General features: G+C 58.3%; 21 protein-coding genes. 6 read left to right on the top strand and 15 right to left on the bottom strand.

Annotation, left to right across the window (positions count from 1 at the left end; all coding sequences use genetic code 11):
• The 15 genes from nosZ to ACR0EO_RS20975 all read right to left on the bottom strand — a co-directional run bounded on the left by nosZ (position 1) and on the right by ACR0EO_RS20975 (position 16083).
• The gene (gene nosZ / locus ACR0EO_RS21045) at positions 1-1908 is read right to left on the bottom strand and encodes a TAT-dependent nitrous-oxide reductase (RefSeq protein WP_480692875.1); all 1908 of its coding nucleotides are present in this window, start codon (positions 1906-1908) and stop codon (positions 1-3) included.
• A gap of 15 nt (positions 1909-1923) precedes the next feature.
• The gene (locus tag ACR0EO_RS21040; RefSeq protein ID WP_480692917.1) at positions 1924-4047 is read right to left on the bottom strand and encodes a 4Fe-4S binding protein; all 2124 of its coding nucleotides are present in this window, start codon (positions 4045-4047) and stop codon (positions 1924-1926) included.
• A gap of 44 nt (positions 4048-4091) precedes the next feature.
• Positions 4092-4556 (bottom strand): DUF2946 family protein, encoded by a 465-nt coding sequence (locus ACR0EO_RS21035; protein ID WP_480692874.1) that lies wholly within the window; start codon positions 4554-4556, stop codon positions 4092-4094.
• Between the two features lie 143 nt (positions 4557-4699).
• Positions 4700-4963, bottom strand: a complete 264-nt coding sequence (locus ACR0EO_RS21030) for a hypothetical protein (RefSeq protein WP_480692873.1) — start codon at positions 4961-4963, stop codon at positions 4700-4702.
• Positions 4920-6473, bottom strand: a complete 1554-nt coding sequence (locus ACR0EO_RS21025) for a cytochrome D1 domain-containing protein (protein ID WP_480692872.1) — start codon at positions 6471-6473, stop codon at positions 4920-4922. Before ACR0EO_RS21025 ends, ACR0EO_RS21030 begins: the two co-directional genes overlap by 44 nt.
• Positions 6448-7662 carry a heme d1 biosynthesis radical SAM protein NirJ gene (nirJ, locus tag ACR0EO_RS21020; protein WP_480692871.1) on the bottom strand — a complete coding sequence of 405 codons (1215 nt, stop codon included), beginning with the start codon at positions 7660-7662 and terminating at the stop codon, positions 6448-6450. The genes ACR0EO_RS21025 and nirJ overlap by 26 nt, the downstream gene beginning before the upstream one ends.
• Before the next feature lie 3 nt (positions 7663-7665).
• Entirely contained in the window at positions 7666-8148 is a 483-nt protein-coding gene (gene ahbB, locus ACR0EO_RS21015; protein ID WP_480692870.1) for a siroheme decarboxylase subunit beta, read from the bottom strand.
• Positions 8145-8594 (bottom strand): Lrp/AsnC family transcriptional regulator, encoded by a 450-nt coding sequence (locus tag ACR0EO_RS21010; RefSeq protein ID WP_480692868.1) that lies wholly within the window; start codon positions 8592-8594, stop codon positions 8145-8147. Before ACR0EO_RS21010 ends, ahbB (ACR0EO_RS21015) begins: the two co-directional genes overlap by 4 nt.
• On the bottom strand, positions 8591-9580 hold the full coding sequence (gene ahbB, locus ACR0EO_RS21005) for a siroheme decarboxylase subunit beta (RefSeq protein ID WP_480692867.1): 990 nt from the start codon (positions 9578-9580) through the stop codon (positions 8591-8593). The genes ACR0EO_RS21010 and ahbB (ACR0EO_RS21005) overlap by 4 nt, the downstream gene beginning before the upstream one ends.
• A gap of 3 nt (positions 9581-9583) precedes the next feature.
• Positions 9584-10729 (bottom strand): cytochrome D1 domain-containing protein, encoded by a 1146-nt coding sequence (locus tag ACR0EO_RS21000; protein ID WP_480692865.1) that lies wholly within the window; start codon positions 10727-10729, stop codon positions 9584-9586.
• A complete protein-coding gene (locus tag ACR0EO_RS20995; RefSeq protein WP_480692863.1) occupies positions 10726-11079 on the bottom strand; it encodes a c-type cytochrome in 354 nt (117 codons plus the stop codon). Before ACR0EO_RS20995 ends, ACR0EO_RS21000 begins: the two co-directional genes overlap by 4 nt.
• The gene (gene cobA, locus ACR0EO_RS20990) at positions 11072-11833 is read right to left on the bottom strand and encodes a uroporphyrinogen-III C-methyltransferase (RefSeq protein ID WP_480692861.1); all 762 of its coding nucleotides are present in this window, start codon (positions 11831-11833) and stop codon (positions 11072-11074) included. Before cobA ends, ACR0EO_RS20995 begins: the two co-directional genes overlap by 8 nt.
• Positions 11834-12034: 201 nt before the next feature.
• On the bottom strand, positions 12035-12436 hold the full coding sequence (locus tag ACR0EO_RS20985) for a cupredoxin domain-containing protein (protein WP_480692860.1): 402 nt from the start codon (positions 12434-12436) through the stop codon (positions 12035-12037).
• Positions 12437-12494: 58 nt separating this feature from the next.
• Complete coding sequence (locus tag ACR0EO_RS20980; RefSeq protein ID WP_480692858.1) at positions 12495-14282, bottom strand: NapC/NirT family cytochrome c; 1788 nt, start codon at positions 14280-14282, stop codon at positions 12495-12497.
• 124 nt (positions 14283-14406) lie between these two features.
• Positions 14407-16083: a cytochrome D1 domain-containing protein gene (locus ACR0EO_RS20975; RefSeq protein ID WP_480692856.1), complete on the bottom strand. Its 1677-nt coding sequence runs from the start codon at positions 16081-16083 to the stop codon at positions 14407-14409.
• A 234-nt stretch (positions 16084-16317) separates the two neighbouring features.
• On the opposite strand from ACR0EO_RS20975, the gene ACR0EO_RS20970 reads away from it, so the two are divergent.
• The 6 genes from ACR0EO_RS20970 to ACR0EO_RS20945 all read left to right on the top strand — a co-directional run bounded on the left by ACR0EO_RS20970 (position 16318) and on the right by ACR0EO_RS20945 (position 22718).
• The gene (locus ACR0EO_RS20970; RefSeq protein ID WP_480692855.1) at positions 16318-17499 is read left to right on the top strand and encodes an NnrS family protein; all 1182 of its coding nucleotides are present in this window, start codon (positions 16318-16320) and stop codon (positions 17497-17499) included.
• A gap of 99 nt (positions 17500-17598) precedes the next feature.
• Positions 17599-18048: a c-type cytochrome gene (locus ACR0EO_RS20965; protein ID WP_480600711.1), complete on the top strand. Its 450-nt coding sequence runs from the start codon at positions 17599-17601 to the stop codon at positions 18046-18048.
• Between the two features lie 16 nt (positions 18049-18064).
• On the top strand, positions 18065-19432 hold the full coding sequence (locus tag ACR0EO_RS20960) for a cbb3-type cytochrome c oxidase subunit I (protein WP_480692854.1): 1368 nt from the start codon (positions 18065-18067) through the stop codon (positions 19430-19432).
• Positions 19433-19437: 5 nt separating this feature from the next.
• A complete protein-coding gene (locus ACR0EO_RS20955; protein WP_480692852.1) occupies positions 19438-20247 on the top strand; it encodes an AAA family ATPase in 810 nt (269 codons plus the stop codon).
• Positions 20248-20256: 9 nt separating this feature from the next.
• Entirely contained in the window at positions 20257-22173 is a 1917-nt protein-coding gene (locus ACR0EO_RS20950; RefSeq protein ID WP_480692850.1) for a nitric oxide reductase activation protein NorD, read from the top strand.
• A complete protein-coding gene (locus tag ACR0EO_RS20945) occupies positions 22170-22718 on the top strand; it encodes a cytochrome c oxidase subunit 3 (RefSeq protein ID WP_480692849.1) in 549 nt (182 codons plus the stop codon). The genes ACR0EO_RS20950 and ACR0EO_RS20945 overlap by 4 nt, the downstream gene beginning before the upstream one ends.
• Positions 22719-22722 lie beyond the last annotated feature (4 nt).

The following is a 22722-nucleotide window of genomic DNA, read 5'->3' as shown; positions in this document are numbered from 1 at the left end:
TTATGCGCTCCGCGGCTCAACGAACATCCGGCCGCGCATTTCCATGTGCAGCGCGTGGCAGAACCACTGACAGTAGAACCAGTGTACGCCCGGACGGTCGGCAACGAATGTGACCGAAGCGGTGGCCTGCGGCGCAACCTCCATCGCGACACCGAAGTTCGACAGGCAGAAGCCGTGGGTCACGTCGTCCACGTCATCCAGGTTGGTGACATAGACGGTGACTTCGTCACCCTGCTTGACGGTGAACTTCTCCATGCTGAACACAGGTGCCACAGAGGTCATGTAGACCCGCACCTTGTTGCCGTCCCGGATGGGCTCATCCGCGCCATAGTCCAGATCGACGCCGTCAGCCTCGGCCTGCTTACGCGCATCTTCCCACATCGGATCGTTGCGATCCCACACATTGACTGGGTTCACCTTAGACCGGTGAACAAGGATCGAGTCGTGCGGCTCGGCAAAGGTTGGGCCGTCATGAACCACCTTCATCTTGTCACCCGAGATGTCGATCAACTGCTCATTTTCAGGCTTCAGCGGACCCACGTTCAGGAAGCGGTCTTTCGAGAATTTATTCATCGAAATCAGCCACTTGCCATCAGCCTCAGCAGTTTCACCCATCGAGGTCGAGTTGTGACCTGGCTGATACTGCACGTCCACTTTGTCTAGGATTGGGTCTACGTCCGAACCTGCATAGGCTTCGATGGCCTTCGCGATGTCCCATTTCACCACCTGGCTGTCCAGGAACAGGGTGGTGTAGGCGTTGCCCTTGCCGTCGAACGCGGTGTGAAGCGGGCCAAGACCCAGCTGCGGTTCAGCCACGATGGCCGAACGTGGATCCGCATCTTCGGCAAACAGCGCATCGACTTTCTCAACATCAATTACCGAAACGGTCGGTGAAAGCTTACCGTTGATCATGATGTGCTTTTTGTCGGGTGCGGCGTTCACACCGTGCGGCGAGTTCGGGATCGGGATATAACGGGTCAGGTTGCCACCTGCCTCTTTGCGCCCGTCCACGACCTTTACACCGTTCAGCTCCTGATAGTTGCCCGCGGCAATCGCGTCTTCGATGCCTTTGAGGTTGAACACGACTACATGATCCAGCTCGTTCTCGGTCATCTCGGCCAGGTTCATGCCCATTTCCGAGTTGTACGAGGTCGAGAATGCGTACTTGCCTTGATAGTCGCAGTCGGTGTTGTCGAGGTTGCCCGACACCATCACCTGCCATGCAATTTCCATGGTGTCACCGTCGATGGCGGTGAAGATGTTCACGTATTGTGACGGATCGTCGAGGACTTGGCCGTCATTAACCAGAGGCGCCTCATGCTCACCATTAGCAAAGACATAGCCGGTGCGTGGATATTTCTGCGGACGCAGGCCGTGGATGTCGTGCGCGTTCGGGATCTCGATGATCTTGTCGCATTTCATCACGTCACAGCGCACGCGGGCCACGCGGGTGTTGGCCTTGTCGTTCATGAACAGAAAGCGGCCGTCATAGGTGCCATCGGTGAATGACATGTGCGGGTGGTGCAGGTCGCCGTTGTCGTAGGTAACCTTACCGTTGGCGGCCAGGAATTCCTTGGTTTCAGGCAGCAGACCTTCGGTCAGAATTTTCAGCGACTCGTTGGTCTGACCCCAACCAGTGGCCGAGCAGCGGTTGAACACAGGTACCCGCATCAACTCACGCATTGATGGAACGCCCAGAATACGCAGTTCACCGGTCTGACCCGACGACCAGAAGCCGTAGTATTCGTCCAACTCGCCGGGCTCCAGATGAGCATTGGCGGCAGCGCTGGCTTCGCGTGCTGTCATCAGTGTCGAGCCCAGGCCGGTCCCGGCGATCACGGCACCGGTGGCAGTTGCCCCCAGCATTCCGCGGCGTGTGATGTTCAGTTTGTTTTCGTTGTCCGACATGATCGTTCCTCCTTTTTAGGAAACGGATTGCGGTTTGGCGTTTGGATGGTTCGCCGGTGGTTGTCCGAGGGGGGTCTTGATGTTGACCGACCCTGTCTTGGCCCGCCGTTTGAGCTGGCGGATAACGACGGGACATTTGTCCTCGGACTGGTAGAGCACCTGACAATGCAGGCAGGTGACGCACTCGTTCGGATTAATCTCACCGGTGGGGTGGATCGCCTGAACGGGGCATTCGTTGGCGCAGGTCTGACAGGGGCTGCCGCAATCCTTGTAGCGGCGCAGCCAATCGAACATGCGGATACGGGCAGGGATCGCCAGCGCTCCGCCTAGCGGGCAGAGGTAGCGGCAGTAGAACCGTTCGATGAACAGCCCGATCCCAAGCAGCAGCAGCGCAAAGACCACAAACGGCCAGTCGCGCATGAATTTGAGAATGATCGCGGTCTTGAACGGTTCGATCTCAGCGTATTTCTCGGCCAATGGGATCGAGACAAAGCTGATGCCGAACAGCACAAGGAAGATCATGTATTTTGCGGGCCACAGGCGCTCGTTCAGGCCCCAGGGCAGGGTCCATTGTGGGACCTTGAGCGCACGCGCGATCTTGTTGGTCAGTTCCTGCAGGGCGCCGAATGGGCAGAGCCAGCCGCAATAGGCACCCCGGCCCCAGAACAGCAGGGCAGCGGCCACGGCGAACCACTGGATAAAGACCAGCGGGTCGAGCAGGAAGGCATCCCAGGAGAAGCCTGAACGCAGGCTGCCCGCCAGAGCCATCAGGTTCACCACGCTCAGCTGCGCATTGGCGTACCAACCGATGAAGAACAGCGTCATTGTCAGGTAACCGATGCGGAACCAGTAAAAGACGCGCGCGTTCATGGTGGCGTGGAACTGGAAGAAGAAGGTGGCAGTCAGCACCAACAACATGACACCCAGAACGGCGATCTCGACGGTGCGGTCTTTCCAGATGCGCTGCCACAGGGCGGCCTTGGCGGCTGCCTCACCGGTGGCGTCGTCGACCACCACGGGGGCCGCGACGGGCAGCAAATACTGTTCCGGCAATTTGTATCCCAGATCAAAGGTCAGGAAGGTTTTTTCAACGGCGCCCACGGCACGCTGCACCAAGAGTTGCAGGCGGAACGGCTCGGCCGGTTCGAACTCAGCATCGGCAGGGATTTTGAAAATATCTAATTCGGTGAAGCTGGGTGCATCTGGTGCTGCGACCTCTCCCACACGGCGTTGCTGCCGGTCGAAGAAGCGTACCGAGTTGTCGCCCTGGATCAGCTGAATTCGGTCGAAAATACCGCCCCGAACATAGCCCGAGCCTTTAAAGCTATAAGCCCCACGTCCCAGTACAAGAATGGCTTGTTCACCTTCGTCCAGCCATTCTACGAGGTTCTGGTATTCAGCCTCACCCAACAGGGATTTGCCGATGGACGGAACCGAGACCAGCGCCATGTGCATGTCGATAAAGGTGTCGTCCGGCTCACCAGGTTCGGGGCGTTTGATCGCGCGTTGATCGCCTGTGGCCTCGAAGGCAGCGTTGACCTGACCAATATCCAGTGTCAGCCGCCGGACCGAGCCGTCGCCAGACAGTGTGGTCCAGTCATAGACCTCATCCTGCGCCATATCGACTTCGCGCTTTGGCCCATCAGCCTGCACGGGTGACAGACCACCCAGACCCAGTGCGCGGGCCACTTTGATACCACCACGTACAAGGCTGTCGTCGATCACCATAATCGTGACCGTTGCGCCTGATATGATGTCGAGGTCATGCCCCTCGCCACCAGTTTCAGCTTCACGCTTGAGATCCAGGCCAGCATAACCTTCGGTTAGCTCGACCATGCGCGAGTTGGGGATGCCGATCAGAACGATTGGCTCTGAGTGTTTGACCAGTTTCACTCCGGTCAAAACCGCATCGTCATCGATCGCTGCAACAACGTGGATGGGCTTGCCGGAATAACCGGTGGTCCCCACGAAATCAGATGTCAGGAAAGCCCAGGCGACAGTCTCTCCCCCTTTCAGAATGGGGGCAACTTGCACATCGTCCCGTACCGGACCAAAGGCATCAGCACCAGGGGTCAGATCCGCAGGTTCAATCTCGGGCAGGAAACTGGCGAGGCTGTCGGCATGGGCGCTGATCGCCATCAGGCAGGACAGTGTTAGGGCCAGCAGGAAATGGATTGCGCGACTTACGACCACGGCGCACCTCCGATTACTTGGGTGGACGCCATGGACGCGCGCAGGGCGCGTTCAGATTCTTTTTGGGTCGCGCGCGGGGGACCCCGGGTTTCAGGCCACAGTCGCTTGACGTTGTAAGCATTGACCAGATCACGGCTTTCGCAATGTGCCGAGGGAACAAAACCGTCGCGTATCAGGACGGGCAGGTCCGGCACAGGGGCTGCCGAAGTGACGGCGCACAAGGCGCAGTCTGCGCATTTCGGGCAGGGCGCGGTTGGGTCATTGGTGTCCTCTTCAAGGTCCACCTCAACCCAGACCGCGCCTGCCTCCGAGCAGATCTCTACCCACATGCTCTGCCCGGGACTCGCCAGCGCCGGGCCGAGCAGTTGCAATAGCAACAGGAAGATGCCTGCCATTGCACAAGCCACGCGGGAGGCGCGTTCGGCAGAAATGTGCAGAGGGTTGAGGGCAGGCATGGAGAATCCAACTCGGCAATCTTTCCCGAGTCGTAGAGCGTCAGCTCGATTCGATACTTGACTTATGTCATTTGTTCTCACGCTGCCCAAAAATTAATCTTGGGAGAATTTTCATTGAGATCACAGGGGGCTACAGGGTCAGCCTAGCCGTCGGCTTCATCCATCAGGCCGCGTACCCAGCGCCCGGCCAGCCAGGATGCAGGAACGCCCAGAGGGATGGACCATAAGATCGCGGTCACCGGCTCAATCACGCCGAAACCGGCACTGTTTGCGATAAGCCCAACCAGAAACAGGTTGATGGCCACGGTCAGAGCCGTGGCCGGGTAAAGCAATATGGCCAGTTTCCAGACTGGCCATTTGCCTTCAGTGGCTGGTGCCTTCTGAGAATGTGATTTTGTTCCAGACATTGTACTTCCCAGATGGTTTGCGCATCGGCAAACGACGGATCTCTTCCAACGTTTGTGCGTCGTATACGATCACCGCGCCGTCATCTTCCCAGATCGAGACTAATGCGTGGCTTCCGTCTTTGGTGAACTCTACGTGGGCAACTGTTTTGCCGGGTGCCGGGCGCAGAGTCTTGACGATCTCAAGGCTTTGCTTGTCGATCACGTGCATCGCGTCCTTGTTGGGGCCAAAGAACACATCGGCCCAGACATAGGGGGAATTTTCATGACTACGCATGAAGAATCCCGGTCCTTCGGTCTTGATCCGCTTGACGGTTTCCCATGTCTGCATGTCGATCACCGACACAGTACCATCGGTCAGGTGCGGCGTGGCCATCACGGTGGTATCGCCGTGCTGCCACGTAATGCCCGAGCCCAGATGCGGCATACCCGGAAGGTCCAGATCGGCGACTTTCTGGCCAATAACCAGATCGATTACCTGGCCGCCCTTGCCATCGCGCGAGGCACCCATGACGTATTCATAGCTCTGATCGAAGAAGAAATCGTCCAGATAGTCAGGCGTGGTTATCTTGCGCACCGGGAAAGGGTTGGGGTTCTTGAATTGACCTTCGATGCGGAAATCGTGACCCAAGCCGGATTGAGGAGGGTTGGCACCATAGAAGACTTCCCAAATCTCGGGTACGTCTTTCAGCGCCAGAACGAAGCTTTCGCGCGGCGGAGCCTGATAGACGGCCGAGACGCGGCTGGGATTGCCTTTCTTGCTTTTGATGTCGATGACCGTCGCGACCGAGAGATCCTCGGTTGACAGAAGAGTCAGACTGTTGGGCAGATAATTCGCCACGGCCACCCATTTACCATCACCCGACATGGCGATGTTGCGGCTGTTGAGACCAGCGCGCACGCGGCCAACCTGTTTCAGTGCCCAGATATCGTACTTCTGGACCCAGCCATCGCGGGACATGATGAAGACATAACGGCCATCGGGGCTGAATTTCGGGCCGCCATGCACGGCAAAAGGGGTCTCGAACCGGTCCAGCACTTCGAACGTGTCACCATCCAGAACGCTGACATGGTGATCGCCCGTTTCAACCGCGAGTGTGATGTTCATCGGGTCGCTGTCCCAAACGGGCGCGTCGACGGGGGTATAATCTTCGTCCAGAGTACGGCTGACCATGATATCGGCCTCACCCCATTCGGGGTCGGTTTCCAGTGGGGATTTCAGCCAACCTGCCAGTTCCTCGATCTGTAGCGCATCCAGTTCGTGCGAGAATGCAGGCATCTGGGTGGCAGTGCGCCCTTCGGCAATCACGGCGGCCACGCGTGGGCCGCGCATCCGTTTCAGTGTTTCAGGAATAAGCGCAGGACCGACCCCGCCCAAACGGTTTTCACCATGGCACGAGGCGCAGTGCTCGGCATAGTCCCTAGGGGCGTCAGCCCACGCGGTTCCAGCCAATAGCAGCGAGCAGATTGTGCCGATTTTCAGAGTGTCAAAAGAACTGATGTGCCGGATCATGACGTTTCCCCCGGAACGGCGTGACCTGCAGGCGTTCGCCCGCGTCCTCTACGCCGATTTCTTGATTAGACAGATAGCAGGCCGGGTCTTCGGCCCAGGGATCGCCGGTCAGTTGCAAGGCCCGGATCCGCGTGTTGCCGCCGCAGACGTCCTTGAGATGACAGGCCCCACAACGCCCTTTCAACGGGCGTGGCCGGGTGCGCAACATGGCGAGCATTGGATCGTCGCTGGTCCAAAGCTCGGAAAACGGTTTCGTCTTAACGTTGCCGACTGTGTAGTCGGACCAATATGTGTCTGGATGGACACGGCCCAGGTTGTCGATATTCGCTACACCCAGACCGCTTGAGTTACCTCCCCACGCGGCCAGATGCTCGCGAACGTGCGCAGCTTTGTCAGCATCGAAATGCGCACGCACCCAGTTCAGGAAATACCCGGCATCGGCGTCGTTGTTGCCGGTCACGATATCTAGCGGACGACCACCCGAGGCGGCCTCCCAAGCTCGGTCCAGCAAGAGGTCCAACCCGTTGCGTGTGCGCAAATGTTCAGCATCCTCGCCCCGGTTCTTGTCGCCGCGCCCGGCATAGACAAGGTGAGACAGATAGAACTTGTCGACGCCCTCGTCATCGCACAGTTGCAGAAGGTCGGGCAGGTGGTGCTGGGTGCCTTCGGTCAGGCAGAACCGCAGGCCAACCTTGATGCCGCGCCTCTTACATTCTCGTACACCGCGAAGGGCATCGGCAAAGGCGCCCTCGACGCCGCGGAACCAGTCATTCGTAGCTCCGATGCCGTCCAGAGAAATACCAACATAGTTGAAGCCTACTTCGGCGATCATGTCGGCTGTTTCATCGTAAATTCGCGTGCCGTTGGTCGACAGTGCCAGCATTGGCACCAGATCACGGGCGCGTTTGGCAATGTCAAAGAAATCGAACCGATCCAGCGGCTCCCCACCCGAGAGGATCAGGGCCGGGACGCGAAACTGGCCAAGATCCTCAAGGGTTACCATGGCTTGCTCGTGGTTGAGCTCACCGGGGAACGCCACATCCGCCGAGACGGTATAACAATGACGGCACTTCAGATTGCAGCGCCGCGTCAGGTTCCAGATCACCACAGGTTTCACCGGTCCGGGGCGGCGTTTGCGCACCGGGGTCGGCGTAACGAGTTGATGCATGTATTCGGTCAGGCGGAACATGTCTCAGCCTTTCGTTTTCAGGCGCAGTCCGGTCTTCTTCAGGATGCGCGTGGAATAGAGGATATCTTTTGCTCGGCAGGCATCGCCGAGAATAGCGGTTATCTCGGCGCGCTTTTCTTCGACCTCGTCGCGGTCTTTGCCGTGAACCATGGCGAACAGGTTGTAGGGCCAGTCAGGTAGGGCGCGAGGGCGTTCGTAGCAATGTGTTACGAAGGGCAGAAGACCAATCTGAATTCCCAATTCGGCAACGTGTTCGTCCGCGACATCCCAGACGGTCATCCCGTTCGAAGTCATACCCAGCTTGTAATGGTTCGGTGCCGCAGCAATACGGCGGATCACGCCGCGCGATTTCATATCGGCCAAACGATACAGCAACGCTTCTTCGTCCATGCCCAAGCCTTTGGCCACTTGCACATAGGGCGCGGGTACTAGGGGCAAGCCGCCTTGCAGCGCTTGGATTATCTCTCTGTCTTTCGCGTCGATCATGCCGCCACCCGGAAGCCGATGAAAAATTCCTGTAATTTGGGGAAACGGAGAACTTCGATCCCCGTTTCCCGTTCGATCGCATCGGCGGCGGCCTCGATCCCCTCGGGCGTTTCGGTGGCCAGCACGAACCACATGTTCAGCCGGTGCGTACGTTCATAATTATGGGCAACCTCGGGGTGTGCATTGACTTTGGTCAGGACGGTTTCAAATTTCTCGGCCGGAACAGCCATCGCACACAGACAGAATGCGCCGCCCATTGCGGCCGCATCGAAAAACGGGCCAAAACGGGTAATGACACGCTCATCTTTCATGCGGGTCAGGCGGTTGAGCAACTCGCTTTCTGAAATGCCTAGGTCTGCGGCAATTGCGGCGTACGGGTTTGAGGTCAGTGGCAGGTCATCCTGCATTCGGTTCAGGATCGCGCGGTCGATTTTATCCAGTGTCATGCAGCGGCCTCTTTGGGTTGGATTAGAGCGCCGGTCTGTTTGAAGCAACGGGTCGAGAACAGCACTTTGTGACGGGCACCGGCCAATTCGGGTAGTTCGGTGGCGCTGGACAGAACGTCCAGCGCCTCGTTGCGTGACCTGGCGTGGATCATGGAATAGAGGCGGTAGGGCCAGATATCTTCGACCGGGTTCCGTTCATAGCACAGGGTTACACCGGGATGCGCAGCAAGGGCCGGGCCGGCGGTGCCAACCTGATCGGCGGGCATATCCCACACAACCATTGCATTGGCTGACCAACCTAGCGCCCGATGCCTTACAATTACGCCTAAACGCGAAATGATACCGGCGTCGTGCAGGGCCTCAATTCGCGCCATCACATCGGGTGCGGTTCGATCCAACGAACGTGCCAGTTGCGTAAATGGGTCGGTGACCAGTGACAGGCCCGAGCTGAGGGCCTGAAGCAAGGCACGATCTCCGTCCCGCATGGCCGAGCAGTCCACTTTGCGAGGGCCGGGAACGTTTCGAGTTTCTCCCGACATGCGAAACCCAAGATCCACATTGAACGGGCGTACAAGCCGCAGATCCAGAACCCTTAAGCCGGTGCGGTGGCTGATCCGTGCCAGGGTATCATTCACATGTGCCCGGTCAGGGCCGGTGGCGACGAACCATAGATTCCAGCTATCCTCACGCTGGTAATTATGGTTCACGCCAGGTTCTGCATCGATCATTGCGGCGACTTCTTCCAGACGCTCTTCGGGTGCAGAGACGGCGGCCAGAGTGCTGGCTGAAACCGCGCCGGGCGCAATTGTGGCCCCAACCCGTGTTATCCGGCCAGTTGCGCGCATTCGGGACAGGCGATCAATGACTTCGGCCTCTTCCAAACCAAGCGTAAAGCCCAGAACTTGAAAGGGGCGTTCGGTTACAGGAAAGTCACGCTGAAACTCATCCAGCAGGCGGCGGTCGATAGGGTCGGTGATGTGTTCCATCGATTACAGCCCCGTTCTGTGCGCGCGGGCGGTAAAGAAGATGCCGGACGGGCTGTCCGCTTCAATCTCGCGCAGTTTTTCAAAGGTCTGCGTGTCGTAGACCATGACCTTGTTGGCGTCGCGCACGCTGAGCCAAACTTCGTGGCCACGCGGCGTGAACTCCATGTGCAGCACCGCTGGTCCCGGTTTGAATTCGTGGATGATCTCTTTGCTAACGCTGTCGATGACCTGAATCGTGTCGTTTAGCGGGTGGGCGAAGTTGACCCAGACCTGCCGACCGTCGGGCCGAGCCATGGCAAAGACCGGCTGGCCGTGCGTTTTGGTGCGTCCGGTTTCGGTCAGAGTTTCTGAGTCGATCCACAAAACCTCATGATGGCCGACAGCGGGCAATACGAATTCGCGCCCGGTCAGAGCCCAGCCTTCGAGGTGAGGCATCTTGTAGACGGGCATTTCCTCTTGGCCGCGCCCATAATCGGGCAACACGCGGATGGGCTCGGGCGTTTCATCCCAAAGATCCAGCGCCGTTAATCCGTCTTCACCGAAAAGGCCGGTAATATAGGTGCGACCGTTGGCGGTTATCAGCGCGTCATAGGGGTTTTTGCCCATATCGGTGATTTTGGTGATTTCTGGATCACCCTTGGCGAAATCTGCAATCCACGTTTCGCCCGTATCCCACATGGTGAACACAAACCGTCGGCCGGGTGCGTCGACCAGCCCGATGGTCTTGCTGTCGGTTGGAATGTCAGCCACCATCTCAAGCGTGTCTGCATCAAAAACGCGCACGCCGCCGGGCTCATAGTTTGACACAGCCACAAGTTTACCATCGTCCGAGATCGCGCCGCCGATGGCATTGCCTGCCTGCACGACGCGGTTCACGATCTGGCGGGTGACGATATCTACCTTGGTCAGACCACCGTCACGTCCGAAGACATAGGCGAAGCGTTCATCCGGTGAATAGACCAGTGAGGCATGGGACAAGTCGCCCAACCCTTCAATACGCGCTAAAGCGGCCCGATCGGATTGGTCCACCAACAGCACTGAACCCTTGGCGCGTTCAATCACCAAGCCCAGATCTCCGGTTGCGGTGGGTTCGGCGTAGGCCGCGGTCATCATCAGGGTGGCTGCAAAGCCAAGAATGAGGTGTTTCATTGTGCCTCCTGTTCCAGCAGGTAACGGGCGATCCATTCGGCCTCTTCTTCGCTGATCAGGGGCCGCCATGGGGGCATCGCTGTGTCGGGAATGCCGTCGAGGATGACGCCGGTCAGGACATCCGGGTCATAGTGTTGCAGCGTTTCAGACCGCAAGTCAGGGCCAAGACCGCCTTTCAGCGATAGCCCGTGGCACGATCCGCAGTCTTGGTGAACCAGCCGTTTTAGGGCGTTGGGGTCCAGTGCGTCGGCTGCAATGGCGGACGTGGCCAAAACAACTGCTGTTGTCAGTACCGCATGCACCGTCCAGCCCGGGCGTCCGCTCAGGCTATTATGACTAAGACTAGCCATGAGCTTGTTCCAACAAGTCGGCCATAGGGTAGTCTGCGCTAAGCGTCACCACCTGGCCGATGATGAACAGGGTCGGGGCTTTGAGCGCTGAATCGCGTACATCCGATGCTAACCGATCCAAACGGGAGACCATTCGGGTTTCCTGAGGAGTTGTGGCGTTGCTGACGGCCAGAACAGGGGTCGAGCCAGGAAGGTTCTCGGTCATTAGACCAACAGCGATCTGGCCGATGTTCGCCACGCCCATATAGACGACCAACGTCGACTCTGGGTCGGCGAGACGTTTCCAGTCTAAATCCAGAACTTTGTCAGCTTGTCTATGCCCGGTGACATACTGCACCGAGGTTGCCAGGCCGCGATGTGTCAGCGGCACGCCAGTCGAGCAGGATGCGCCCTGCGCGGCAGTGATGCCCGGAGCGTACTCAACCGCAGTGTCGTGAGCTATCAGGTAAGCGGCTTCCTCCGAACCTCGGCCAAAGATCATCGGATCGCCGCCCTTCAGCCGCGCGACGGTGTGACCTGCCCGGGCTTCTTCCAGCAATATTTCGTTGATGCGGTCTTGAGGCACAGTGTGGCACTTGGGGGCCTTACCTACCGGTATCAGTCGCGCACCGTCTGCATGCAGGGCCAGAATTTCGTCTGACACCAGTCGGTCATAAACGACCACGTCGGCCTCTTGCAGCATGCGTAGGGCCCGCAGGGTCATCAGTTCGGGATCACCGGGGCCAGCGCCTATCAGAAAAACCTTACCGCTCATGTGCAAACTCGCTTGGTCTGAATGTCTTCGGAACCCGGGTATTCCGGCAGCTTCCACGCGCGAAAAGGGGACGTTGCTGGGTGAACCGGGCGTGTCATGAGGGCAGGTTGACGCAATCGCAAACCAACCTCCTTGACATAAGTTAAGGAGCGCAGGATTTGCTCCTGCGCTCCTTTTATCTTGCCTGTGTTTTGCCTCGGCTCAGGGTTCGACTGTGACCATGCCGATCATGTTCTGCGTTTCCCAATGAGGTCCGCACAAATACTCCTGCGGTCCAGGTTTGAGGAATGTCAGTTCAACTGTTTCCTCGGGGAAAAGTCGGTCGCTTTCGGGTTCGCTGCCGTCCTTCAAAAGAACCGAGTGGCTGGTTCGTTTATCCACATTAATCCAGCGCACAGTTGTACCCGCCTTAACGGTCAATTCGCCGGGGCAGAAATTGTATTTGTACATAAGCACCACTTCGGCGTCCTCGACCGCAGAAGATGGCTGCCCGAACAGCTCGACATAGCGTTCTTCGGCCTCATCGCAGATTTCGGCAACTTCATCCGCCCATGCAGGCGCAGCCAATAACACTAGTGCAGGAAGAAGGCGGTGGGTTTTCATCGTCCATGTCTCCTGTTCAAAAAAGGGGAGGGGGCCGGTTTGACCGGCCCCCTTCTTTTTATTGCTTCACCACGTTGATAAACGCGCTGTCGTCGTCCAGGGCCAGGCTGGTATCCAACGTCACGTGGTGGAACCGGGCGGCGGCAAAGTCATCGTGGATTGCAAAGCCGACCGTGTAGGTCTTGCCAGCCTCCAGCGGTACGTCGCCGGGCGCGCCAGAGTTCAGCGGGCGGGTAAAGACCACGGTCCACATGCCTCCGGACAGGTTGGCCGATGCGGAGATCTCACCTTCATTGACCACGCGCTGTTCCAGCAGGTAGCCGTTGGTGGCGCTTCCGTCCGCATAGACACGCATCAGGTCAAGGTAGGTACCGTCAGCCAGATACTGCTCGATCTGCTCGGCGGCCTGCAGCTTGTCCCAACCGCCCAGAGCCTTACCACGGCGGCCTTTGACCTCAACCTCAGTGCGGCTTTCGCTGATGTACTTGGTCACCGTGTCCTGAGCCGTCAGGCGACCCGAAACATCACCATTAGCGGCAATCGCGTCTCCTTCGGGAGCGAAGGGCATGTAGGTGTTATCGGCGTGGCACGAAGCCCAGCAACCCACCTGATCGCCCAACTCGATTCCGGTGCCGGTGATCATCATGGCAACTTTGATCTGGTTGTCGGGGTCCATCTTGCCGCCGTCAACAAAGGGCGCAGGATTGTGGCCTGCATCCGGCCATTGTAGGCGGATATACAGGTTCTCGTCGTCATGCGCTGCTTGAACGGTTGCGTCGATCACACCACGTTTGCCGGGAACCGGTGTGGGTTCCAGATCACCGCCGGCGACGATCTTGTTGCCGATAGCATCCAGTTCCTTGGCGTGACAGGTCGAGCACTGATCGCCGCCCTTGGTGAGCGGACGAGCCCCACCGTGGAACTTGCCGTTCTGCACCCATTCAAACGAAGCCTGACCGGGGTAGAACAGCTTCATGTCCGCGCTTGCCACGGCGTTCCAGTCGACGTTGCCACCGACATCGCTGCCACCGCCGCTGGCAGGGGCTGCGGCTTCTTCGCCGTTTGCCTTTGCGCGCTCTTCGGCAACGGCTGCGTCAACAGCAGCTGCGATCTGAGCCTGAACGGCTTCTTGCTGCGCTGCCTTGGCTACTTTTTCAGCTTCTGCATCGGCGGCTTCCTGCGCCTCAATCTTAGCCAGGCTAGCCAGATATTCTGGCGGGATCGGACGGATGAAGTCCGGGTTCGGCGCCTCAAGCTCTTCCAGGTACTCCTCGTCGGCCCGATCGCGAGCGTCCGAGTGCGCAATACCCTTGTGACAGTCGATACAGGTCTGGCCGATCTCCATCGCGTTCAGGTGCTGCTGCCGTGCACGGGGTTTCTGGAATTCGGGCATCATCGATTCAAAGTCGTGGCAGTTGCGGCATTCGCGCGAGTCGGTGGCTTTCATCCGTTCCCACTCGTTCATAGCCAAATGCACGCGCTTGGCTTCGAATTTCTCGCGGGTGTTAATGGTGCCGACCATCTTGCCATACAGCTCTTTGGACGCCTTGATCTTGCGGATCATCTTGTGGGTCCAGTCCTTGGGCACGTGGCAGTCGGAACAGACCGCGCCCACCCCAGACCGGTTCACGTCGTGGATCGTGCCGGTGTATTCCTCATAAACGAAATCGCGCATCTCGTGGCACGAGATACAGAAGTCCTTGGTGTTGGTGGCTTCCATGGCGGTGTTGAACCCGCCCCAAAAGATGATGCCGGCGGCGAATGCCGCGGCGATGCCGGCCACAGGCATTCCCCACAGGAAATACCGGCGCCAGATCGGTGGTTTTTTATCCGGTTCGGAGGTCATATCCGGGCTCCGTTATGGCTGTCTTGACTGGCCCGGTATGTCGGGCGGGCGTGTTTGGCTGAATTGTCAAACGAGGAAAGGGCGGGCGAGGGGCCCGCCCTTTCCGGTGTTCGTGTCGAAGCCGTCAGGTGACGTGGTTCGAGCGGTTGTAGACGTTGAACTTGCCGGTCGGGGCATACAGCCCTTCGATGCGACCGATCTCTTCCAATGTCTTGGCGTCGAAGATCACAATCTGACCGTTGGGCTCTTTCGAGTCCGAGAGGTTCCACTTGGAGACCCAGACCTCGGTGCCATCCGCGTTGAATTCGAAGTGAACAGCGGCGCTGCCTTCGTCTTCGGTTATTTGGATGGTTTTCACGATCTCGCCAGTCTCTTTCGAGATGACCTGGACAGATTGCTGAATCTCAGGTTCCGGGTGCTTGGTCTGGTCAGCCCAGATGTAGTCCGAATTCGGGTGAGTACGGACAAACAGGCCGGGACCGTCGGTTTCCACTTCGTAGCAGACTTTCCAAGCGTCGTCGGGACGGTTTTCAGGATCGTTGCCCCAGACCGTTACGGTACCGACACCAAGGTGTGTTGTACCTGCAACCGGACCACAATTCGGGTCAACCCAGTTGGCGCCCGGACCGGGGTGCGGCAGTGCAGCCGTGTCGATCATCGCTTCCAGCTTGTGGGTTTCGGTATCGACAACCACCATCTTGTTCGACGCGTTCGCGGCGATCTGGAAATAGCGGCCTGTTGGGTCGAAGAACCCGTCATGCAGGAACTTTGCGCTGTCGATCTTGTCGATCCGCAGGTTGTCCAGATCGGTATAGTCGACCTGCCACAGCTGACCGAGCTCTTTGACCGCGACGATCCAGGTTGGTTCGTTCGGGGTGGTGTAGATGGCGGCCACGCGGGCTTCTTCTACATAGTCCCCGTCGACGTTCACACCACGTGTGGACACGACTTTGACCGGTTCCATGGTCTGCGCGTCAACGATTGCAAAGTGCGGTGGCCAGTAGCCCCCACCGATGACGTATTTGCCGTCGCCGGATACGGCAACGTCGCGGGCGTCATAGGCAATCTTGACTTCGGAAACCAACATCTTGTCCGGTGTCTGCCAGAGGTCGATTTTGGTCATCTTGCCGTCACGGCCCATTGTGTACCAGAAGCGGCCGGGCTGTTCCGGTTCTTCCAGAGAATGGTGCTCGGACGCTTTCAGAACGTGCACAGCGTAACCGGTTGGGATGTGAGTCAGGACTTCTTTGGTGTCGCCGTCGATCACGGCCACCTTGCCCACGTCACGTTCGATGACAACAAAGAAGTTTTCCCAGTTGCGGCCATGAAGCGGCTCGGTTGGGTAGTCGGCTTCTTCGACGTACACCTTGCGGGTCGCCATCATCTGTTCCAGCGACATTTCAGGCGGCTTTGGCGGCTCCATCATGATGTAGGTCGCCATGTCCTTGATTTCCTGCTCGGTCATGATGTCCGAGAAGTTGTTCATACCGCCTTCGGTCCCCCAGGCGATAATCTTTTCAAGGCGTTCCTGCCCCAGTTTCAGGGTGCCGGATTCGGTCACGGTGCCATCGTCGCTCTTTGTTTTGACCACCGGTTCAAGACTTTTCCCAGTGGCACCTTTACGCAGAACGCCGTGACAGCCTGCGCATTGCTCGAAATAAAGCTGTTTGGATGATTCAAACGCTTCCTCGCTGAGGGTTGGCTCTTCGGCGAAGGCTGGTGCAGCGACGCTGCCCAGCAGCATCGCCAAACCGGCCCCAAAGGCGCGGCCAGTTTTGTTGTAGCTGATTCCAAGTGACATGATCACTCTCCATTTGCGTGGTGAGGCAGGTCCAAGGGTGAGACATCGCGCAGGGGAGCTCCTTGACGAAAGTCAACACGGGGGGCGCAATTCGAGAGCCAGCCGTAAAAAAACGCCAAAAAAAACCTCGGGAAAATCTGAGTCTTAGGGGCATGTTTTCGGCGTTTTGATTTTGGTTAAGTCGCCAGTTCGGTCGCGCTGCTACGAGTTGTAAAACCGTCAAGGAGAGCAGCCATGCCCGCAATCGTCACCCGTGTTCTTGGTGAGGGGTTCCGTGTATTCTTTCTGTCCGCGGGCCTCTACGGCCTGTTTGTCGGGCTGGTCTGGGGGCTGTGGCTGGCCGTGCCGTATATGGCGCCGGATTATGGCATGACGCCACCGATGTGGCACGCGCATGAGATGATCTTTGGCTACGCCACCGCAGCGCTGGGCGGTTTCTTTCTGACAGCCGTGCCCAATTGGACTGGCGCACCCGAAGCAAAAGCGCGCTTTATTACTTTGGCTGCCGGGCTGTGGTTGGCTGGTCGGATGGCCATGTGGTTTTCAGGTATGTTGCCACCGGTGCTTGTCGCGGTGGTTGATCTGGCCTTTGTGCCGGTGCTGGCCGCAAAGATTCTGACGCAGCTGCTTCGTCGCCCAAAGCCGCATAATATGATCTTCCTTCTTCTATTGAGCCTTTTGTGGGTTGCGAATTTGTTGACCCATCTGGAATGGATGGGGGTCACCGCGGACACGCTTCAAACAGGACTGCGCGTCGGGCTTTTGGTTCTATGCGCTATGATTGCCATTCTTGGCGGGCGGATTACACCAGCTTTTACCCGCAATGCCATGAAACGCGCCGGCGCGCCCGAGGCGAGCTGGCCGGTTTCGGTTCCCGCTTTGGATAAGGCTGGCATGGTGCTGGCCTTGTTCCTGCCGATAAGCACCTTGGTTTTTGGGATCGGGACTATAGCGGGCATAGGGGCATTGGCTTTGGGTGCCGTACAAATTTTGCGTATGGCACGCTGGCGTTCGCGCTGGGCGGTGCGGCAACCGATTCTGCTGGCGCTGCACCTTGGGCTTGGGATGCTGGCATTTGGATTGATTCTCTGGGGGCTGGCGGTGCTGGGCCTGGGCAACGAAGTCGCCGCGCTGCACGTTCTGGGGATTGGATGTGTGGGCGGCATGACCCTGGCAGTCATGAGCCGCGCCGCACTGGGGCACAGTGGTCGGGAACTGATCGCGCCAGCGCCGATGGTCGTAGCTTATGGCCTCATGGCCTTGGCTGCCGTGTCCCGCTGGATCGGGGCCGAGTTGAATGCGGGCTATATGGTGGCGATGCTACTTTCTGATGGTCTGTGGGTCTGTGCCTTTGCCCTGTACCTGATTGCCATGTGGCCTGCGCTGACCGGCCCTCGCGCTATAAAGGCGGGCTGAAATTCATTTCCTTTCGGTGGTCTTGACTTTCGTTAAGGAGCCACCATGCCCCAGCCGTCATGCTGACCAGACTAGCTAATCTGCGCAAAGGAGAGCGCAATGCGAGAAGTCATGACCAAGAGCATGGCCCGCAACATATTCTATGGCGGGTCACTGTTCTTTATCCTCATCTTCCTGGCCCTGTCGGCCCATTCCCACTGGTATATCGTGAATTCCGAGAATTCGGCGAAACTCGATGAAAGTGTGGTTCGCGGCAAGCACGTCTGGGAAAAACACGCTTGTATCAACTGTCACACGATCCTGGGTGAAGGGGCATACTTTGCGCCTGAAGTCGCGAATGTGATGACCCGCTGGGGTGTCCTGGACGACCCGGAATCGGCCTTTGAAACCCTCAAGGGCTGGATGGAAGCACAACCGACCGGCATTCCCGGTCGCCGGCAGATGCCCAATTTCAACCTCAGCGACGAAGAAATCCGTGATCTGGCGAACTTCCTGATCTGGACGGACAATATCGACGCTCAGGACTGGCCGCCCAACGAGGCCGGCTGAGAAAGGGAACGGAGCAATGAAATACGAATCCCAAAAAATCGCCTACGCCTACTTTGCGGTAGCCATGGGCCTGTTTGCGATCCAGGTGATCGGTGGCCTGCTGGCCGGTCTGATCTATGTTTCGCCCAACTTCCTGAGTGAGCTTCTGCCATTCAACATCGTGCGGATGCTGCACACCAACTCTCTGATCGTCTGGCTTATCCTGGGCTTCTTTGGTGCAGCTTACTTCCTGATCCCGGAAGAGGCTGAACGTGAGATCCATTCGACCAAGCTGGCTTATCTGCAGCTGATCATTCTGGTGGTCGGTACTTTGGGCGTGGTTGTGACGTATGTCTTCAACCTGTTCGAAGGCAATTGGCTGCTGGGCAAAGAGGGGCGCGAGTTCCTTGAACAGCCCAAATGGGTCAAGGCGGGCATCGTCGTGGCCGCGCTGATCTTCCTTTACAACGTGTCGATGACCGTTCTGAAGGGCAAGAAGACTGCCATCACCAACATCCTTCTGTTGGGTTTGTGGGGTCTGGCGCTGTTGTTCCTGTTTGCTTTCTACAACCCGGGCAACCTGGCTCTGGATAAACAATACTGGTGGTATGTCGTCCACCTGTGGGTTGAGGGCGTTTGGGAACTGATCATGGCCTCGATCCTGGCCTACCTGATGCTGAAGCTGACCGGCGTTGACCGCGAGATCGTCGAAAAATGGCTCTATGTCATCGTCGCCGCCGCGCTGTTCTCGGGCATCCTAGGAACAGGCCACCACTACTACTGGATCGGTACCCCTGCGTACTGGCAGTGGATTGGTTCGATCTTCTCAAGCCTCGAAGTGATCCCGTTCTTTGCGATGATGGCTTTTGCTTTCGTCATGGTCTGGAAGGGCCGTCGTGATCACCCCAATAAGGCCGCGTTGCTGTGGTCGCTGGGCTGTGCCACGCTCGCGTTCTTTGGTGCCGGTGTCTGGGGCTTCCTGCACACATTGCATGGGGTGAACTACTATACTCACGGCACGCAGATCACAGCGGCCCATGGCCACCTGGCCTTCTACGGTGCCTATGTCTGCCTCAACCTGGCGATCTTCAGCTATGCGATGCCGATCCTCAAGAACCGTGATCCGTATAATCAGGTGCTGAACATGGGTTCCTTCTGGCTGATGACCAGCGGCATGGTCTTTATGACTTTCGTCCTGACCTTCGGCGGAACCGTACAGACACACATGCAACGTGTGGTCGGAGACTACTTCATGGACGTGCAGGACCAGATCGCGATCTTCTACTGGATGCGGTTCGGCTCGGGCGTTGTCGTAGTCCTTGGTGCGCTGCTGTTCATTTACTCGGTCTGGGTTCCCCGGAAAGAGGTCATTGAACCCGGCGCAGCCGAAACCCCTGCGGAGTAATGGATATGGACGGCTCCATAAAACTGAATGAGGGGGCGGCGAACGCCCCCTTCTACCTGCCCCAAGGCGATGAATGCGACGTGTTCAGCGCTGCCTATAACAATGACCTGCCGGTTCTGCTTAAAGGCCCGACAGGTTGCGGCAAGACCCGCTTTGTGGCCCATATGGCCGCGCGCCTTGGCCGCCCACTTTATACCGTGGCTTGCCACGACGACTTGGCCGCTGCCGACCTGATCGGACGCTATCTGCTGAAGGGCGGAGAGACCGTCTGGGTTGATGGCCCTCTGACCCGCGCGGTACGCGAAGGCGCGATCTGCTACCTTGATGAAGTGGTTGAAGCTCGCAAGGACGTCACCGTCGTTCTACACCCTTTGACCGACGACCGGCGCATCCTGCCGATCGACCGCACCGGCGAAGAGCTTGAGGCCGCTCCCGGTTTCATGCTGGTCGCCTCGTATAACCCCGGATACCAGAATATCCTGAAAACCCTGAAACCCTCGACCCGACAACGCTTTATCTCGCTGGAATTCGACTTCCCGTCTCCCGAGATGGAAGCCGAGGTTGTTGCCCAGGAAAGCGGGCTGGCGCTGGAGCGCTGCAAACCGCTGATCCGGCTGGCGAACAAACTTCGCGGGCTCAAGGGTCAGGATCTTGAGGAAGGCGTCTCTACCCGTTTGGTCGTTTATGCCGCGACGTTGATCGCACAGGGCATGTCCACCGACCGCGCCATCCTTGCCGCTATGATCGAACCTCTGACAGATGACGAGGATATCAAACGCGGGCTCCTCGATCTTGTCACGGCTGTCTTTGGGTGAGGCCCGCCGATGGTCAGGATCGATTTTGAGCCATGGGAACCCGAAGAAACGATCGGGAAACTATGGCACACCCTTGCCAGCCGCCTCGATGCACCTGAGGTGCATGTTGGAGCCGCGGTCGACCTTTCTGAGGTCGCGGGGCGGTTGGCAGTCCTCTTTCGGGGGCTTGGGGGTAGCCCGGGCGTAGAATTACGCCCGGTCTCACCCGAAGTTTCGCGTCACCGCCTGGGTTGGCGTCGCAAGCTGGCGACAGAGGTTGAACTGATGCCGCGCGCTTCGTTCGATGGCGAGGTGCTGCGCCTGCCGGACAGGCTGGCGGTTTTTCCAGCGCGCGAAGCAAATGGCGCGCTTTATGTCTGGCTGGCTGCAGCGGCGGCCCATGCCGGAACCCGAATTGACGAAGATGACCCGCTGCGTGCTGACCTGCGTGCATTGGCTGCGGCCCGGCAAATGGTTGAGGCCACGCTGGAAGATGCCCCGGGTTTGCGACCACTGTACATTGAGCTGTGCAAGGGTCTGCTGCATCAGCGTGAAGTGCCCGATTTGCCACCCGACGAGGCGGCTGTGGAAGGTATCATTCGTCACATGCTGGGCGATCCCGATCCGTTGTCTGATCGCGCCCTCGCATTCCTCGAAATGGACGCCGAGGCCCAGCGAGGCTATCAGCCTTTCCGCCCAGTGCCCTTATGGCCGGAACTGCGCGCTGTTGGTTTTTCAGAACACAACGAGGTTGAGAATCCCGAAACTGAAGGCGAACCAGAGGAGTCGGGCGAGAAAACCCACCGCGCACGTCGCCGCAAATCAGATCAGGCTGAACGCAGCGATAGTTTCATCTTGCACAAGTTCGAGGCGATCCTCAGCTGGGCAGAGTTCCTCAACATCAACCGGCGGATCGATGACGACGATCCCGACAACGCCAAAAAAGCTGCGGACGACCAGGAAGAGATAGGGCTGGGCCAGATTTCCAAAGCGCCGCCTACCAAGTTGAAACTGCACCTCGACCTTGCGCCCGAAGACGTGAACCGAGAGCGTTTGTCGGGTCGTATCCTCTACCCTGAATGGGACGTTCGCACCGGTCAGTATCTGCCGGATCACGTTCACGTTCTGCTGTCAGACGCGGAGATCCGCGAAGACGCCGCTGAATTTGGCAAAGACGCTGCTACTGCACGCCGTATTCGTGCCGTTAAGCGCCAATTCGAAGCTCTGCGTCCCGGTCGGGTTATGACACGCGGTCATCTGGACGGCGAGCAGTTGGACATCGAAGCCGCAGTTCGGGCTGAAACCGACAGGATGGCCAGTGGTGAAGGCAATGAACGCATCTGGATGCAGTCTCGTCCCGTTGCGCGCGATCTGGCAGTTTCGATATTGCTGGATGTCAGTCGTTCCACCGAAAGTGCCGTCACTGGTCGCGCAGTTATCGATATCGAACGCGAGGCGCTGGCTGCCTTGGCTTGGGGGCTGAACGCCTGTGGCGACGATTTTGCAATTCACGCGTTCAGCTCGTTGAAGCGTCAGCGCGTCTACGTCCAGCGCTGCAAGCGATTTGATGAACCGATGGGTGGGAAGGTCGAACAACGCATCGCCTCATTGCGGCCCGGGCACTACACACGGCTAGGGGCCGCGATCCGCCATTGCTCGGCCGATTTGGCTAAACAATCCCGCAAGCGCCGGTTGTTGCTGGTAATCACGGACGGGAAACCAAATGATCTTGATCACTACGAGGGTCGCCACGGTATCGAAGACACCCGCCAAGCCGTGCGTGAAGCGCGGAGGGCCGGGCATTCGGTATTCGGCGTGACCATTGACAAGACGGGCAAAAGTTGGTTCCCGCGCATGTTCGGGCAGGGCGGATTTGCCGTCATTCCTGATCCACACCGTTTGACGATGGCATTGCCGCAAATCTACCGTCAGCTGGTCGGCGCATGAGCGACACGTCCTTCATTGACGAGCTACCGGGCGAGTTGCTGATGTGGGTACTGATCTTCTCGGAGCTTTTGGTATTCGGTGCCGGGCTGATCGCCTTCATGGGCGTGCGTCTGACCGATCCGGCGGGCTTTGCCGAGGCGCAGTCCCATCTGCATCGTACAGGCGCCGCGTTCAACACCGCCGTTCTTGTCACATCCGGCTATCTGGCCGCGCAGGCTCTACACTGGCGGCAAGTCGCGCGGCGAGGGGCTGCACGGCTGGCTTTGTTCGGGGCAGCTATGCTGGGCGTAGTTTTCTTGATCATCAAGGCAACGGAATATGCGGACAAGGCGGCGCAGGGGATCAATTTCGAAACGCACCCTTTCTTTCTTTTTTACTATCTGCTGACAGGTTTTCACGCCGCGCATGTACTGGCCGGAGTGGGAATCCTGCTACTGGTTGCTTGGAAGGATGACGCCCGGAATATCGAGGCAGGCGCTCAATTCTGGCACATGGTCGACTTGGTTTGGATTATGCTGTTTCCGGTAATTTACCTGTTGGGGTAAGGGG

The sequence above is a fragment of the Ruegeria sp. BE9 genome (assembly GCF_056538765.1).
The sequence above is the reverse complement of the archived record's forward strand: the minus strand, read 5'-3'. Positions and strand labels throughout refer to the sequence as shown.